General features: G+C 27.4%; 18 protein-coding genes. 2 read left to right on the top strand and 16 right to left on the bottom strand.

Annotation, left to right across the window (positions count from 1 at the left end):
• Window positions 1-67: 67 nt before the first annotated feature.
• From NSA58_RS00925 to NSA58_RS00875, 11 genes are all read right to left on the bottom strand, one after another.
• Window positions 68-1,339 carry a 4Fe-4S dicluster domain-containing protein gene (locus NSA58_RS00925; protein WP_074079262.1) on the bottom strand — a complete coding sequence of 424 codons (1,272 nt, stop codon included), beginning with the start codon at window positions 1,337-1,339 and terminating at the stop codon, window positions 68-70.
• Between the two features lie 528 nt (window positions 1,340-1,867).
• The gene (locus tag NSA58_RS00920) at window positions 1,868-2,182 is read right to left on the bottom strand and encodes a hypothetical protein (RefSeq protein WP_039681210.1); all 315 of its coding nucleotides are present in this window, start codon (window positions 2,180-2,182) and stop codon (window positions 1,868-1,870) included.
• 18 nt (window positions 2,183-2,200) lie between these two features.
• Entirely contained in the window at window positions 2,201-2,389 is a 189-nt protein-coding gene (locus NSA58_RS00915) for a hypothetical protein (RefSeq protein WP_074079261.1), read from the bottom strand.
• A gap of 48 nt (window positions 2,390-2,437) precedes the next feature.
• The gene (locus tag NSA58_RS00910) at window positions 2,438-2,647 is read right to left on the bottom strand and encodes a hypothetical protein (protein WP_039681211.1); all 210 of its coding nucleotides are present in this window, start codon (window positions 2,645-2,647) and stop codon (window positions 2,438-2,440) included.
• Entirely contained in the window at window positions 2,644-3,222 is a 579-nt protein-coding gene (locus tag NSA58_RS00905; RefSeq protein ID WP_074079260.1) for a hypothetical protein, read from the bottom strand. Before NSA58_RS00905 ends, NSA58_RS00910 begins: the two co-directional genes overlap by 4 nt.
• A gap of 143 nt (window positions 3,223-3,365) precedes the next feature.
• Entirely contained in the window at window positions 3,366-3,818 is a 453-nt protein-coding gene (locus NSA58_RS00900; protein ID WP_257559977.1) for a hypothetical protein, read from the bottom strand.
• A gap of 212 nt (window positions 3,819-4,030) precedes the next feature.
• Window positions 4,031-4,219 carry a helix-turn-helix transcriptional regulator gene (locus NSA58_RS00895; RefSeq protein WP_330652530.1) on the bottom strand — a complete coding sequence of 63 codons (189 nt, stop codon included), beginning with the start codon at window positions 4,217-4,219 and terminating at the stop codon, window positions 4,031-4,033.
• A gap of 26 nt (window positions 4,220-4,245) precedes the next feature.
• On the bottom strand, window positions 4,246-4,572 hold the full coding sequence (locus NSA58_RS00890) for a hypothetical protein (RefSeq protein ID WP_074079259.1): 327 nt from the start codon (window positions 4,570-4,572) through the stop codon (window positions 4,246-4,248).
• Window positions 4,573-4,597: 25 nt separating this feature from the next.
• On the bottom strand, window positions 4,598-5,770 hold the full coding sequence (locus tag NSA58_RS00885) for an ABC transporter permease (protein ID WP_074079258.1): 1,173 nt from the start codon (window positions 5,768-5,770) through the stop codon (window positions 4,598-4,600).
• Complete coding sequence (locus NSA58_RS00880) at window positions 5,757-6,902, bottom strand: ABC transporter permease (protein WP_079768026.1); 1,146 nt, start codon at window positions 6,900-6,902, stop codon at window positions 5,757-5,759. The genes NSA58_RS00885 and NSA58_RS00880 overlap by 14 nt, the downstream gene beginning before the upstream one ends.
• 12 nt (window positions 6,903-6,914) lie before the next feature.
• The gene (locus tag NSA58_RS00875; RefSeq protein ID WP_039679477.1) at window positions 6,915-7,847 is read right to left on the bottom strand and encodes an ABC transporter ATP-binding protein; all 933 of its coding nucleotides are present in this window, start codon (window positions 7,845-7,847) and stop codon (window positions 6,915-6,917) included.
• 190 nt (window positions 7,848-8,037) lie between these two features.
• On the opposite strand from NSA58_RS00875, the gene NSA58_RS00870 reads away from it, so the two are divergent.
• On the top strand, window positions 8,038-9,111 hold the full coding sequence (locus NSA58_RS00870; RefSeq protein ID WP_074079257.1) for a sensor histidine kinase: 1,074 nt from the start codon (window positions 8,038-8,040) through the stop codon (window positions 9,109-9,111).
• A gap of 4 nt (window positions 9,112-9,115) precedes the next feature.
• On the top strand, window positions 9,116-9,736 hold the full coding sequence (locus NSA58_RS00865) for a response regulator transcription factor (RefSeq protein ID WP_074079397.1): 621 nt from the start codon (window positions 9,116-9,118) through the stop codon (window positions 9,734-9,736).
• Between the two features lie 169 nt (window positions 9,737-9,905).
• On the opposite strand, the gene NSA58_RS00860 is transcribed toward NSA58_RS00865, so the two are convergent.
• The 5 genes from NSA58_RS00860 to NSA58_RS00840 all read right to left on the bottom strand — a co-directional run.
• Window positions 9,906-10,574: an ABC transporter ATP-binding protein gene (locus NSA58_RS00860; protein WP_039679479.1), complete on the bottom strand. Its 669-nt coding sequence runs from the start codon at window positions 10,572-10,574 to the stop codon at window positions 9,906-9,908.
• Window positions 10,575-10,678: 104 nt separating this feature from the next.
• Entirely contained in the window at window positions 10,679-13,243 is a 2,565-nt protein-coding gene (locus tag NSA58_RS00855) for an ABC transporter permease (protein ID WP_074079256.1), read from the bottom strand.
• A 111-nt stretch (window positions 13,244-13,354) separates the two neighbouring features.
• The gene (locus tag NSA58_RS00850) at window positions 13,355-13,750 is read right to left on the bottom strand and encodes a DUF3139 domain-containing protein (protein WP_039679481.1); all 396 of its coding nucleotides are present in this window, start codon (window positions 13,748-13,750) and stop codon (window positions 13,355-13,357) included.
• 11 nt (window positions 13,751-13,761) lie between these two features.
• Entirely contained in the window at window positions 13,762-14,346 is a 585-nt protein-coding gene (locus tag NSA58_RS00845; protein WP_257559975.1) for a hypothetical protein, read from the bottom strand.
• A 306-nt stretch (window positions 14,347-14,652) separates the two neighbouring features.
• Window positions 14,653-15,539 (bottom strand): ATP-binding protein (locus NSA58_RS00840; protein ID WP_257559974.1); only part of this gene is annotated, 887 nt, incomplete at its 5' end.

Genomic DNA, 15,539 nt, shown 5'->3' with positions numbered 1-15,539 from the left:
CTTTTGATTTATATTTTGACATTGTAATTATACCAAAATATAGATTATTTTTCCATAAGGGGTTTCATCAATTTGAAGTTTTATCCATACTTAACAAGCGATCTAAATATATTGATTTAACTTGTTCATTTGCCAAGGCTCTCTTGGCTGGGGGTAATTTAAGTATTGTAGATAATATGGCTGCCATGACTCTATGACTACTTAATGCTTTATTATCAAATATAAGTTCTTGTAATTGTCCCTTCTCTATGGCCATAAGAACTACTCTATGTACTGAATTTGCAGGAGTAATTATTTTTTCTTTTCTTTTCAAAAGTATTATGCTACTTTTGGGACAATTTCTAGCACAAACTCCACATCCTAAGCACACTTCTTCATCAATTCTAATTATAGCTTTATCCTTTTCTTTTACTTTACTTATTGCCCCTATGGGGCATGCATTTACGCATTTTCCACATCCTACACAAGAATCATAATTAATATTTGGTGTAAAGCTAGTGGTTGCTACTGGATGCATATTACCAAATTTTCTAGCTGCTAATAATGCTTCACAGCAACATCCACAACAGTTGCATATAAAACTTACGCCTCTTCTTACATTTTCACCACATTGAACTAAATTATTTTCATATGCTTCATGTAATAATTCTTTACACTCAGATGCATCTATTCGTCTTGCATAATTGTATTTTATTAAAGAGTTTGCTGTCCCATTAAAAGTCATGCATATGTCCATAGGTGCATCACAACCTTTACCCACATGCTTCATTTTATGCCTGCAATAACACATTCCTACTGCTATATGCTCTGCTTCTTCTATTATATTAGTAGCTCTTTCATAATCTAATATTGTCACTTCATTGTCATTACTTAATACTTCTTCTTGTACGAAAACTCTTCCTAGTTTTGTTTCTGATGAATAAAATAAATCCTTTATAAAATCCTCTTCCACATTTAGATATTCATAATAAAGTTCTGATAAAAGTTTTTGATCAATATCATTTCTAGTTCTCATCAAAGCAAATTCTATAAATCCAGCCATTGGTGGAGGAAGTATATACTGTTTTCCTTTATCATCCTCTAAATCTAATAAAATTGCTTTGCTAGCAAGTGTATCAAGTACTTTTAATGCTTCACTTTCACTTACACTCCATATATCGGCCGCCGTTTTTACTCGAAATGCTTTAATTGGCAATTGTGCAACTAATTCAGCTTCTTTTTCTGTAAATAGCATGGCTAATATTTTGTACAAAGTTTTTGAAGGAGGTGCCCCTTGTGGAAATCTATTTAGCCTCTCCTCTAAACCTTTATATGCATTTTTTGCACTTATATGCGACATCTGTATCACCCTTTTATTTTATTTATTATCTAAATTATTGTAAGAAACAAATAATCTTATTCTGCATTATGTAATTATTACTTCTTTTTTTATAATATATTAATCATTCCAATGAATATATAAATATAAAATCCTTACAAGCAAAAAATAAGCTGTCACATAAACAATTAGAAATTGCTCCGTGGCAGCTTACTTTGGTACTTTGCTAGCTGAATATGACTCTAATAAATCATACTCACAGTTTATATATATTTATACTATTATCTTTTTCCTTCCTTTAACAAGCTTTCTATTTGACATAAACATTGTACTTACAATTAATATGACATATAGGACTACCCCCACCACTATAACCATATTATATGTAGGTACTATTTTCCCAAACAATGTATAAATTTCAGGAAAAATATAATACCTATTAAAATTAGTCATATGATAAGGTACGAAGTTCTTAAAGTAATGATTAAATTCAAATTTATTATTAGGTAGCATAGTCATTATACTTAAAATAAATGTAACAACTACTGCTTAAGATAGTATCTGTCCAGCTAATACAGTAGTTAAAAGCGTAACTCCAGCTAAAACTAACATTGCTACATATCCAACTAAAACATTTATTATGTACTGTTCAAAGAATGTAGTACTGTCTGGAGAAAAGAAGTAATTTATACTACTTTGGATAGGTAAATTATTTCTTTCAAATCCAAATGCAAATAGTTTGCATAGTGAAAATATTCCTATTGCAATAACATAAATTACTGTTCCTACTCCTATACCAATAATTACTCTACTTTTAATCAATTCACCCTTACCATATTTAGTGGATATGTATAATTGTTTCATATTTGACCTTGGATCTTCTCAAAATATGGAAAGCAATAAAAAAGGTATAAAAAATATTATTATTGTTACAAAATCTGTCATATCATTATTAAGATTTTTCCATCCTTCTGCATATCCTAATTGAATAAGCTTACTAAGTTCTTTTAAATTTATCCCTAGTTTTTCTATATCATCTATTTTACTACGTTTAGCTAAATTAGCTTTCATATTTGATATTCTATTATTATAAAAATCACTTATATCTTTATCAGTTAGCTATTCTATTTTTTTATCATAATTTGAACCTATCAAAGTAACTAAAACTGAGTTATATAAATATTTACTTTTATCTTTTCTCTGCACAACATCCTTAATAGTTTTTTCATCTAGTAATATTTTGTGTTCATCTTTTTTTGATTCTTTTAAGTTATCTTTATTTGATATAATCATATTTCTACTTGAATCATATACATCATAATTCTTCATTGATACATTAAATTATTTATACCTTCATAATAATCAACTTTAAAAGGAGTTTTTATATTATCTACTTTTTCATTAATTTTTTCTATATTTTTATCACTATATTTAAACCATAACTTTTGACTATCATATAATATCTGATCTTTTACAGTTTTTTTATATTGATTATAAAAGTCTTTTTCTGACTTTAAGAAATCAAAATCTAACCCCATATAAATATTGAATTTTTCTTTTCCGTAATTAGCATAATTTATAAGGTGATTTGATACATCAAATCTTGTAAGCCAAAGTCCTAGCCTATCTTCAAAATTTGCTTTTTCTTTACTAGAATTAAAATCTTGTACTAAATTATGAATATACTCTTCATCCATTACACCTGAAGTGCCTTTACTTTCATTTTTTATTACTCTAAACGCTTTAGTTCCTTTTACTTCTTGGCCTTCACTATTAATAGCACCATCATTTGAATAATATCCAATGGCAGTTAACATTGTACTAACTACAACTAAATATATAACAGATGTTAAAGTAAATTTTGTCCATATCTTTCTAAACTCAAATTTCACTAAATTTTTCATAGCTATCTCTCCCACTATTTTTTATAGCTGTTTCCGTCATATATTATCTTCCACTCACTATCCTTTGAATCTCTTAGCATTATTAAATAGCTGTAAACGTCTTCCTTAGCAGTTTCATATTCTTCTATATATATGTTTTAATTTTAGTATCCACTTGCTACTCTCTTATCTTCATCATCATATATTACATTCATTCTTGGATCTATACATCTACTTGTATCGTATCCTCCCTCTCCTCTTTTAGGTAATTTCAGTTCATTTTCAAGATAATTAAGTACTATATTTACACGTGCTTTTATCTCATCCATACTTTCATCACCTAAATAAGGCATATTCTTACTTTGACATGGTAAATCCATACCATTGCTTGACACGCTACTAGTAACTCCATTTTTAGCAGTTACACTTTCTTTTCTAACTTTCCTTATTTTTGCAAGAGCCTTATCTATCTCCGTATCTTTTTGATCTTCTGGAAGTCTATCTATTACTTCTCCACCTACGTTATTTGCATTATCATTTCTTGAACTACATCCCATTCTAAAAGTTGCACTCATAACTACTAAACTCATTATCACTAAACTTTTTCTTATTTTCATTTTAAATCCCCTTTATTTCTAATCTCCTTGTTATTTTTTCAACAAATCTATTTATATTTATTCTTTAATATTTTATCTTCTTAAGTTTTATAATTTTTTGTACTTATTTAAAGACAATTAGCTACGTAATAATCTTCTAATGTAGGTTCTAATGATTTATTTGCAAGATTTTCGTATTCTTCTCCTACATATCTTACTAATATGTTTTTTCCTTATAAGGTATACCCACCATTATGACCTGCATCTGATATGATAGGTACACCACCGCTAGAAAGTGCATTAATATAACGATACACCGTTCTTATATTTATTTCTAATTTTTCAGATATTTGCTTTGCTGTAACTTTTTTATCTGAACTTAACATCCATAGAATTGACATCATATTATCAATTTTCGCCATATGTTTTTACCTCTTTTTTGCCCATTTTATCTTTCATAAACTTTATTATAGCCTATTTTTAAGCATATAAAAATAATAAGGATGTAGCTATGTTTGTGTAAAACAAATTTATCTACATCCTCCATTTTATATAATTTATTTTTTTCTTTTTTATTTTCTTCCATCAATAATGTGGTATATTTTGATACCCTATATACGAAAAATATTGTTACTATTGATACTATACAAATTATCATTCCATATAATCCTGTTGAAACTGTATCTCTAAAAATAACTCTTCCCAAGTATAAGGTAATCAAACATAATCCTAAACATATTAAGTTTGAAAATAATTTTTTGTTTAACTCACTCATATGAACCCCATCCCCTTTTTATATCCTAATAATTACTAAGTCTTCTCTGCTTTATAACTACCAAAGTTACTGCAAGTATTGCCAATGCAAATCCACACACCACAAGCATACTCATAAATATTGGTGTGAGATTTTCATTACTATAATTAACTAAAAGAGATATTTCATTATTGGCCTTTACATACCAATAAGTAGGATTAAATCGCGCTATATTAATAACACTTTCTCCTAAATATGCCTGAGGCACAAAGACTCCACTTATAAAACAAGACCCAAGTGATACCACATTTGCAGCCGCCGACATTGCATTTTTACTATTAATAAGATTTCCAATCAAAAGACTTATACTTAATACTGCTATTGAAAATACAAATGAATTTAAAAGGAAGAGCAATCCATTTATAGTAAACATATAACTTCCATACATTACAAAACTGGCAACTATCATAATCATCCAAAGGAGAGCTGTAAAAGTAATGTTTCCTAGTATCATTTGATAGTTCATACTTCTTAGAGTTAATGCAGAAGATAAATTTCTCATCTTCAAATCCTTATTGTTAAATGTTGTCATAACTGCTGATACTCCTAAGATTAATATGGCAAACAATGAGTATGATAAAAAATTATAATAGTTTCTGCAATTACTATTAACTACAGATCCGTTGGCATTACTACTTATTTCTACTTTTGTATCATATGATAAGTCCTTATTTACAAACTTTATAAGCTCTTCTTGAGATATGTTGTTTATTGCAGAAGTATACATTTTTGCTGTATTTAAATATCTATTAATTAAATTATCCATATAAACTTCGCTTCCTGAGTTAGGTATTGTGTTTTTTTCTATATTAACATTTTTATTTCCACTTAGTACTTTCTCCGTAAATCCTTTAGGAATATTTATTATATACTCTACTTCTCTAAAAAATAATGCATCTTGTAAATCTGTTTTATTATTCTTAAGATCTACTATATTTGAATTTTCTCCTATATAACTTCTTAATCCATCAACAATTTTTGAATCTTCATCATTATTTATAAATGCAACATTAATTTTAGTTTCTTTAAAGTCCATATCTTCAGGATTATCTGCCGTATTTCCTAGGGCTATAGCAAAAAATAAAAACACTGCCACATATATGATTATTTCAGTTAAGTTTTTACTAATAACTTTAAAAAAAGCTTTATAAACTTGCATATTTTTGCCTCCTTAAAACTAAATAAGTTATGACACTGAATATAATAGATAAAAGACAAAGTATAGAAAGATTTATAAACAGTTTAGTTGTAGTGTCATAATAATACATAGAATAAAATGAATCTGCAATTAAATTTACAGGATTAATATAACTTAAAATTGGCATCTTTGAACTTACAATATATTTTATTTTATCATTCATCATACCTGCTAAATATGACATCATCATTGTACTTCCTACTACTATACCTATCTTAATTCCTTCTTTCTTCTTTAATATAGCTCCTATACAGGTACCAAAAGTTACTCCTGTAATAGTACCCACTATGCAGATCAGGATGATATAACCTAATTGATTTGAAAAACTCACATTTAATGCTAAGCTTATATATGCTATTAATGCACCTATATTAAAAAGTTGTACTGTGGTAGCTGCTGCTATAGATGATGTGGCTATTTTTAGTTTGTGAGCTGGTGCTACACTAGTTCTTGCTCCTTGGAAAGATTGATTTGCTTGTATGGATGCTATTTCCTTTAGGCCAAAGAAACCTCCGTATAAACATGCCATGGCAATAAGAGTATAAAAATAATTTACACTTATATCAGGTGAATCTCTACCTATGGCCACTTCTTTAATATAGTTTGTTCTTTCAAATATATTGCTGAAATCTTTACTTGAAATAGCTTGGGGATTTTTTTGTAATATTGTTTTAATTGTGGAAGAAGTTTGTTTATATTCATCTACAAAGCTTTTTATTATGGTTTGATTAATTCCTGATTTTTTTACTACAACATTTATATCTTTATCAAAGAATATATATCCTTCAATAGCATTATCATCCAAACGTTCTTTGGCTTTATCCTTTGAGGTATATTCTATATGAAATAAATCATCATCACTTTTATTATCAGAAACTGATTTTATTACCTCTAAAAATTCTTTATTTTCCTTATACTTCTCATCTTTTACTATGGCTATATTTATAATTGAAAAATCCTCTGCACTTGATAAATTCCTCAAAGCTAGGTTAAACAATGTAGCTAGAACTATGGGAAACAGAAGTGTCCAAAACATCATCTGTCTATCTCTTACTATACATTTAATTCTATATTTATAATTATGATAAAACACTTTATTCCCCCCTTAATCTCTAAGCTCTTTACCCGTTATTTCTAAGAAAACATCATTTAACGTTGGCGGTTCTGAGTAAATTTTTCCTACATTAATATTATTATTTTTTAAATAATCTATTAAAACAACTAAGTTATTTTTCCCCCTACTTGATTTTACAACTAAATAATTATCTTCATATTCTGCATAAGTTATATTAGGAAGATTTTTCACACCTGACAGAATTTTATCATCTAGTTTAAATATTTCTACAGTGATTTTTTCACCACAGTCTATCATTGCCTTTAGCTCTTCACTACTTCCTGTTGCTATTACTTTTCCTTTATCCATGATGGAAATTCTTGTACAGATTTGCTCTACTTCTTCCATGTAGTGAGATGTGTATACTATGGTAGCTCCTTTTTTATTTAACTTTTGTATTCCTTCTAAAATATTATTTCTACTTTGAGGGTCCACCGCCACTGTGGGTTCATCCAATATTATTAATTTTGGCTTATGAGCAATTCCACAGGCTATATTTAATCGTCTAAGTAATCCTCCACTTAGTTTTTTAGGATAAAACTTTTTATAATCATTAAGTCCAACAAAATCAATAGCTTCTTCTACAAGTTTTTTACGCTTATTCTTATCTAAAATATAAAGTCCACAAAAGTAATCAATATTTTCATATACTGTTAGCTCATCAAATACAGCTACATTTTGCATTATTACTCCTATATTTCGTTTTATATCATAAGCCTCAGGTTTCATTGTTTTTCCATAAACCTCAATACTGCCCTTATCATACTCTAACAAAGATAAAATGCAATTAATTGCGGTACTTTTCCCTGATCCATTAGGTCCTAAAAGTCCAAATACTTCCCCTTCATTAACTTCTAGATTTAAGTGATTTAAAGCTAGTAAATCATCATATCTTTTTACTAGATTTTTAACATTTATAACCATACTTACTCCTCCATAAGTTTATTTTTTACTTTTCCATTTTTATACTTTTATTATATTAAATTTAGTTATACTTATTAAGTGACTAGGCTCCAAAACAAATATGACAATTGTAACAACCTAGTGCTTAAGTATGAATATAATGTTAAAATCTATATATAATCATACTTTTGTGAATTGAGGTGATATTAATATGAATAATTTAATTGATAAGATCATTATTTTCTTTATTTGTTTATCGATATACATACATAATATTGATGATGTATATATGGTTGTCCCCGTAATCATAACTATTTTTTTAAGTGCAATGATTAGCTATAAGGATAATAGTAAAGTTTTAATTTCAGTTTTTATTGTTTTTTTATTACTTTGCTTTATTGAACCACCCTTTATATTTTTTATTCCCCTTATCTGTTATGACTTGTTTTTCTATAAAATAAAATATCTATGGGCACTTTTACTTTTACCTATTTTTATAAGTTACCATATAACTAGTTTATCTAAAGCTTTGATTATTGCTTATATTTTTACAGGTTATATATTAAAATATCGTACTAAGTCTTTTGAGAATATTAAGAAAAATTATTATACTGTAAGTGATACTGCTAAGGAATTGTCCATAAAATTTGAAAGGAAAAATAGAGAGCTTTTAGAAAAACAAGACTATGAAATTAATTTAGCTACCTTGACTGAGCGTAATAGAATTGCAAGGGATATTCATGATAATGTTGGGCATCTTTTGTCTAGGTGTCTGTTACAAACAGGTGCACTTCTTGCTATTAATAAAGATGAGAATGTTGGTGAAAATCTTTCTCTTATAAAGGATACTCTTTCAGAAGCAATGGATAGTATTAGAAATAGTGTCCATAACTTGCACGAGGATGCTGTTGACCTTCAAATTGAAATACAACAACTAATTGATAATTTTAAATTTTGCCATGTGCAATTTGACTATGATATGGACCTACCTCCTGACAAAAAAATCAAATATTCCTTTATTACCATAACTAAAGAAGCTTTTTCAAATATTATAAAGCATTCTAATGCTACTGAAGTTTCAGTGTTACTCCGTGAACATCCTGCCTTATATCAACTAATTATCAAAGATAATGGAAGTAATATTAAATATAATACGGAAAATGGTATAGGTGTGAAAAACATAAGTGATAGAGTATCCTCCATGGGAGGAAGTTTGAATATTAGTACTAATAATGGATTTAGAATATTTATTTCTATTCCAAAGAATATAGAAAGGAATGTTTAAAAATATGCGTGTATTAGTTGTAGATGATGATAAATTAGTATGTGTTTCTCTAAAAACAATACTTGAAGTTGAAGAAGATATAGAAGTTGTTGGAACTAGTTATGATGGTTCTGATGCTATTGACCTTTATGAAGATTTAAAACCTGATATTTTGCTTATGGATATTAGGATGAAAAATATGACAGGGCTTGATGCTGGAGAAGCTATTTTGAAAAAAGATTCTAATGCAAAGATTCTATTTTTAACTACTTTCTCTGATGATGAGTATATAGTAAAGGCTTTGAAAATAGGCGCTAAAGGTTATATTATAAAACAAAATTTCGAATGTATTGTTCCTTCTTTAAGAGCTGTACATACTGGTCAAAACGTATTTGGTGATGATATTATTTCTAAGATACCATTCCTTCTTAATAACTCTAATGATGCGGATTTTTATTCTTTTGGTATTACACAAAAAGAGCTGGATATTATTACTCTCGTAGCAGAAGGCCTTAGTAATAAAGAGATTGCTACTAGTTTGTTTTTGAGCGAGGGTACTGTGAGGAATGCTATTACTACTATTTTGCAGAAATTAAATCTTAGAGATAGAACTCAACTGGCTATCTTTTATTATAAAAATAAGTAGTCTTAATTATTAATTTAAACCTATAAGAAACTTTTTACTACAAATCTTTGCTATATAAATAAAAAGCTGTTGCAATAAAATATGGCAACAGCTCTCTTTTTTAGTATTTATATGTTAAATACTGTTCACAGGCAATCTCTCTGTAATTATTTTTTATAATTTTGTATAACTAACTACATACAACCTTCCCATCACTAATGCTTACAATCCTATCAGCACTTTTAGCAATCTCATCATTATGAGTTATCATAACAAGCGTCTGCTTGTACTCCTCAACACAAAACTTCAACACATCAATTACTTCTTTAGTCGTTTTACTATCCAAACTTCCCGTAGGCTCATCTGCAAATATAACTGAGGGCTTATTAGCAAGAGCTCTAGCAATAGCAACCCTTTGCTGCTGTCCACCTGATAGTTCATTAGGGAATTTCTTAACTTGAGATTCTAGTCTTAGTTTATTTATTAAATCATCTATATAATCTTTATCTATCTTTCCTCCATTCATTGAAACAGGAAGTATTATATTTTCATAAACATTTATAACAGGTATTAGATTAAAACTTTGAAATATAAATCCAAACTCTTCTCTTCTTATTTTAGATAGTTTGTCATCATTTAAAGTATATAAATCTAAATCATCCATAAATACTTTTCCTTCAGTTGGTTTATCAAGTCCTGCCATACAATGTAGCAAACTACTTTTTCCAGAACCACTTTGTCCTATTATAGCTGTAAATTTATGTGGTTCTATTTCCAAGCTAATTCCATCAATAGCTCTAACTTCACTATCATTTTTTCCGTATATTTTTCTTAAATCTATAGCTTTTAAAGTTTTCATATATTATCCTCCCAATCTCTTAATCCTTCATATTGTTTCTTATTTCCTGCTCAATATCTGATTTCTTAATCCTTCACTCTCAAGTATTTTTTATATCAAAACACTTAATCGTTGTCTTTTATTCCATCAATAATATTCATATTTTTTAAATCTCTACTACTTGTCATTACTGCAATCAAGCATACTCCTACAGTTATTATGAAAAATGCTATTGATTCCTTAACTGGGAATGTGAAATTCATAAAGCTTTCTATTCCATAGTTTTTATAAGCATTATTATTCCAATTTACAAATTTAATTAAGTTTGTTATGGATGGAATTAAGGCAATTATAAAACTTAACATGGCATATGATAAGGCTTCAAAAGTAATCATCTTCTTCATATCTTTTACACTCATTCCTAAAGCTCTAAGCGTTGCTATTTCCTTTTTTCTTATTAACAAATTAGTTTTTATTGTACAGAAAATATTAATTCCTGCTATTATTAAAACAAGTGTTATTGTTGATATTTGTGTCTTCATATAATCTTTTCTAGAGCTTTCTTGCATCTCATTGAAACTTAGTTTGCTTTCAAACTGAGATAATTGAATGCTATTAGAAACTTCTTCTACTTTTTTATTTACAACTTTATCATTATGATCTTCTAAATTTATACCTAATTTAGTGTATTTTTTCTCATTAGTAAGGTATTTAGCATGATTATTAGAACTTACTATTTCAAAATTTCGTCCTAAACTTCCATCTCCCTTAGACATCCAGTCTGATGTTAAAATTGCACATACTCTTACTTTACTTTCCTTATATACTGTTTCATTATTTTTTATAGTTGGAACTTTTATAGTTAAAATATCTCCTATTTTTATGTTTGTAAAAACATTTTTATTAGTGTCTGGATCATTTTCATCATAAAAATAATTATATACTGCTACATTTGGATAATGATTTGTTACTTTGCCTAAATTATCTGAATTTCCTTCTTGAACAAAGTTTTTCAGTGTATTTTTTATATAGTCATTTCCATATAATTTCAAATCCATTTCATATTCCATTTTATCTTTTTCTTTAACTTGGCTTAAATTTGTAAAATCTTTATTTACTTTATAATTTTTATAGTCAAAGAATCCATTTGCTATTTGTACAGGATTTATATCTTTTACACCATCTATATTTTTTAATTTGTTTACATCATTATCACTATACTTCACCACATCTAAATCTGAATTTGGCCCAAACCCTATGGTAATATCATATCTTTTTTGCATATCAGCAATTTTATTATCAACCTCATTTTGCATGCTTGAGAATGTTGTTAAAAATACATATCCTCCCAGTGCAATTGATATGATTGATATAAAAGCTCTACTTTTATTTCTTCCAATATTTTTAAGTCCCATGAATCCGTAAAATCCAAATATTTTATTGAAAAGTCTACCAAGTCCAAAACTTCTACCGCCACTTTTAAATCTATCACTTTGCTTTGTTGCTTCAATAGATGATATTTTACCTACTTTATATATAGGTATAATACAAGAAGCAAATACAGAAAATGCACCTGTGATTATGGCTTTTATAACATTTTGGGAACTTACATATAACTTTGGCTTCATTAGCGCTTCTTCATATAGCGAAGGATTGAAATTGTTAATTCCCACATATGAAAATGCAACACCAAATATAAGTCCAAGTATTATTCCTGCAACCATTATGATTAATCCTTGATACATTATCATTCTTCTTACATTTCTTTTGTTTGCGCCTATTAATCTAAGCATTCCCATTTCTTCCATTGTTTCATTTAGTGTTATGTTAAAAAGATTAAATACAAAAATAGCTGCTGTAATTATAATTAGTATTTCTCTTTTAAAAGCTCCTGGATCTTCTTTTTCTATTTTTTTGTTCATTAATTGACGTACAAGAGGCATGTTTGGTGTATAAGTAGCTTCTTTTAAATTATTTTCTCTCATAATTCTATTAGCTTGTCCATCGATACCCTGCCATCCACTATTTAGAGTTAAAACACTATTGTAAGTCATTGTATTTTGTGGAATTATATTATCTTTTTCATTATTTCCATAAGTAAAAGCTTCAAAAGGAATATTGATATCATAAAAATCATAAAACCCTTCAGGCTTTTCTATAATTCCCACAAGTTTAAATTTTCTATCTTCAGTATAAATTTTATTGTTTCCTTGTGAATCTTTATATTTTTTCTTTATTTTGAAATTCAAAGTGGAATTTAATTTGTATGGTATATTCATTGCTTCTAAGGCATCTTTTTCCATTACTATTTCATTATTGTTCTTTGGAAATCTACCTTTTGAAAGTTTTCCAGACTTACTTTTTACATAATGTTCATCTGCTGATTTTAGAGGAAATGAATTTCCTTTTTTATCTACTATATTACCTAGGTTTTCAACTATAGTAATTTTTGATACACCTTCATCTTTGCTTATTTTTTTAGTGTCAGAATCCTTTAAATTATTAAATTCTAAATGATATCCTCCATAAAGTTTGTATATTGCCGCAACATCATTATTGTGTTGCGAATCTTTTATAACACTGGTTCCAAATATTAAAGCCACACCTAGGGCAACACCTAATGTTAATAAAGATGTTCTAAGTTTATTTTTCTTTAAATATGCCAGCGACATTTTCAAATATATTCCCATAAAATCCTCCTCTTTTGTTATGAATTATTATAAATACCAATATATCTATTAATTTTCTAACTTAAAATTTATTTTCTTTACTTATTCAATTTACTTTTTTATTCAATATTATTATTTGTTATCTGGTTTATTTAATCTTATTGGCGGATGCTTTACACTACTTAGTTCATCATAACTTTTCAAAAGTCTATTATTATCACTTAAATCATAAATTTGTAACAAAACTTTATTTATAGGCAAAGCATGATAATTATCGCTATAAAAATAGTGATATTCATGATTTGGATCGTCTTTATAATGTACTTTATAAAGAATCCCATAATAAGTTGCTTTTTTAGCTTTTTCTTTTGTAACCTCTTTTATATTATCTTGCGATATTTTTTGTTCTACCATATATCTACTAATACGCTCGTTAGCATCATTCCAAGGCTTGAAGTAATTATCATATACAAGAAGCCCTGTAATTACTACAATTAACATAACTAAAATAGCTTTATATTTTTTCATTATAATCCTCCTTATTTTATGACAAATTCCTTCTGAACTTTTAACTCTAAAGTTTTAGTTAATTTATCAATTTTATTTATCCTAATAATCATGTCACCCATATTAGCTATTTCCACATTACCATCACCTTCATTAAATACTTTTTCAATTTCATCAAAAAACTCTTTCTCAGTTAATTTGATTTCTGTTAATGACTCATATATGTTATAGATAGCTCTTACAAATTTATCATTTTCTGATAATTTTTCATCAGTTAAAAAGTCCTTAACACAGTGAATAGATAGAATTTCCTTATTTTCTTTCTCATCTTTTGTCATAGAATAATTTAAAACTTGTTTAGGTTGATTTTTAGTTAGTTCTAAATTTCCCAAAGATAAAATAAAGCTACCATCTGAATAAGCTTCAACTACTCTAAGTCCACTTTTTGATATTGCTTTTGAAATTCTCTTTGATAAATCTTTTTTTAGGTCAGATATTTCTTCTACTGTATATGTTTCTTTATCTATATTAGGTAAAGAAGGTGTGCATCCTACCATTAAACTAGAAGTTACACTTATAGCTATTAACGCAGCTAGCATAAATCTTTTCACTTTCATATAATCCTCCTTGTTTTATATCCCCTTAAATTTGTAATCCATTGCTCAAAATTCCATTCGCCTGAGCGACGTGTCGGCGAAATACTTCATGTCGTCAATGATATCTACTCGTTACCACTTCAAACAAATCCGTTACTTAAAAAGGGATGTTATCTTTTGCTATTAAAAGATAACATCCCTGTTATTTAGTATCAATATATATGCCCCAACTGGTAGGTTAATGGACCCAACTGTCAGTATTTAAGTAACAAATATATCCTTATCAGTAATAATGGTATATTGTTTCTCATATAAATGTGATAAATTTTATTTAAGTGGTATGTATATATTTAGTGTGAATTTGTTTTTTTCGTCTTCAAATAATATTTCTCCTTCATATTTTTCTAAGGAGGATTTAATACTTTGAATTCCTATTCCATGTTTAAATTTGTCCATTTTGTCAGATAGTAACTTATTTTCATTAAGTTTAATCATATTAACTTTACTATTTTCACATTTAAGTACAAAGTATGATTTGGATATGGTTCCTTTTATTCTAATATATTTATTAATATTTTCATCCTGAATTTTGTCACATGCTTCTATAGCATTGTCCAAAATATTAGCAAATATGCTGGACACATCTATAGGCTTTATAAAATCAACTTTTGAAAAGTTTATATCACAAATAAACTTAATGCCTTTTTTGCTACATATTTCACTTTTTTCAGTTATTATAATGTCTAATATCATGTTTCCTGTATTATAAATAGATTTAAATTCTTTAATTTCACCTTTTAAATTATTTACATACTCATTAACTTCTTTACTATTATTTTTCAGATTATCTATGGTACTAATATGATTATTTAGATCATGATAAAGCTTTCTAACTTTCATATGTGATTCTTGAACACTTAAGTAATGTTCATATTGCATATCCAATTTATTTTTCATTAATTCCTTTTGAGATTTTATTTTATTGTCTTTTATTACTTTTACAAACAATAATATAATAACTATGGTACTGGCTAATATTAATTTTGGAGTTACTATATGATCAAGTATATACTTATCTGAGCTCAAGCCATATCTCTCAAGTTTTTTTGATATATAACTTACTATTATATTTATTAAATTAACCATTAACGCTAAAGATAGATAAATATAATTTCTTTTATCACTATCAAGTGATTGCAAATATGTATCAATAT

It is taken from the genome of Terrisporobacter muris, from assembly GCF_024621905.1.
Classification (GTDB): Bacteria; Bacillota; Clostridia; order Peptostreptococcales; family Peptostreptococcaceae; genus Terrisporobacter; species Terrisporobacter muris.
The sequence above is the reverse complement of the archived record's forward strand: the minus strand, read 5'-3'. Positions and strand labels throughout refer to the sequence as shown.

Excerpts from the sequence above, each read along its gene's own strand:
- NSA58_RS00920 (WP_039681210.1), bottom strand. The coding sequence starts at position 2,182 with ATGAAACAATTATACATATCCACTAAATATGGTAAGGGTGAATTGATT.
- NSA58_RS00875 (WP_039679477.1), bottom strand. The coding sequence starts at position 7,847 with ATGGTTATAAATGTTAAAAATCTAGTAAAAAGATATGATGATTTACTA.
- NSA58_RS00850 (WP_039679481.1), bottom strand. The coding sequence starts at position 13,750 with ATGAAAAAATATAAAGCTATTTTAGTTATGTTAATTGTAGTAATTACA.
- NSA58_RS00855 (WP_074079256.1), bottom strand. The coding sequence starts at position 13,243 with ATGGGAATATATTTGAAAATGTCGCTGGCATATTTAAAGAAAAATAAA.
- NSA58_RS00845 (WP_257559975.1), bottom strand. The coding sequence starts at position 14,346 with ATGAAAGTGAAAAGATTTATGCTAGCTGCGTTAATAGCTATAAGTGTA.
- NSA58_RS00870 (WP_074079257.1), top strand. The coding sequence starts at position 8,038 with ATGAATAATTTAATTGATAAGATCATTATTTTCTTTATTTGTTTATCG.
- NSA58_RS00905 (WP_074079260.1), bottom strand. The coding sequence starts at position 3,222 with ATGAAAAATTTAGTGAAATTTGAGTTTAGAAAGATATGGACAAAATTT.
- NSA58_RS00865 (WP_074079397.1), top strand. The coding sequence starts at position 9,116 with ATGCGTGTATTAGTTGTAGATGATGATAAATTAGTATGTGTTTCTCTA.
- NSA58_RS00900 (WP_257559977.1), bottom strand. The coding sequence starts at position 3,818 with ATGAAAATAAGAAAAAGTTTAGTGATAATGAGTTTAGTAGTTATGAGT.
- NSA58_RS00895 (WP_330652530.1), bottom strand. The coding sequence starts at position 4,219 with ATGGCGAAAATTGATAATATGATGTCAATTCTATGGATGTTAAGTTCA.
- NSA58_RS00860 (WP_039679479.1), bottom strand. The coding sequence starts at position 10,574 with ATGAAAACTTTAAAAGCTATAGATTTAAGAAAAATATACGGAAAAAAT.
- NSA58_RS00915 (WP_074079261.1), bottom strand. The coding sequence starts at position 2,389 with ATGAAAGCTAATTTAGCTAAACGTAGTAAAATAGATGATATAGAAAAA.
- NSA58_RS00910 (WP_039681211.1), bottom strand. The coding sequence starts at position 2,647 with ATGAAGAATTATGATGTATATGATTCAAGTAGAAATATGATTATATCA.
- NSA58_RS00925 (WP_074079262.1), bottom strand. The coding sequence starts at position 1,339 with ATGTCGCATATAAGTGCAAAAAATGCATATAAAGGTTTAGAGGAGAGG.
- NSA58_RS00890 (WP_074079259.1), bottom strand. The coding sequence starts at position 4,572 with ATGAGTGAGTTAAACAAAAAATTATTTTCAAACTTAATATGTTTAGGA.
- NSA58_RS00885 (WP_074079258.1), bottom strand. The coding sequence starts at position 5,770 with ATGCAAGTTTATAAAGCTTTTTTTAAAGTTATTAGTAAAAACTTAACT.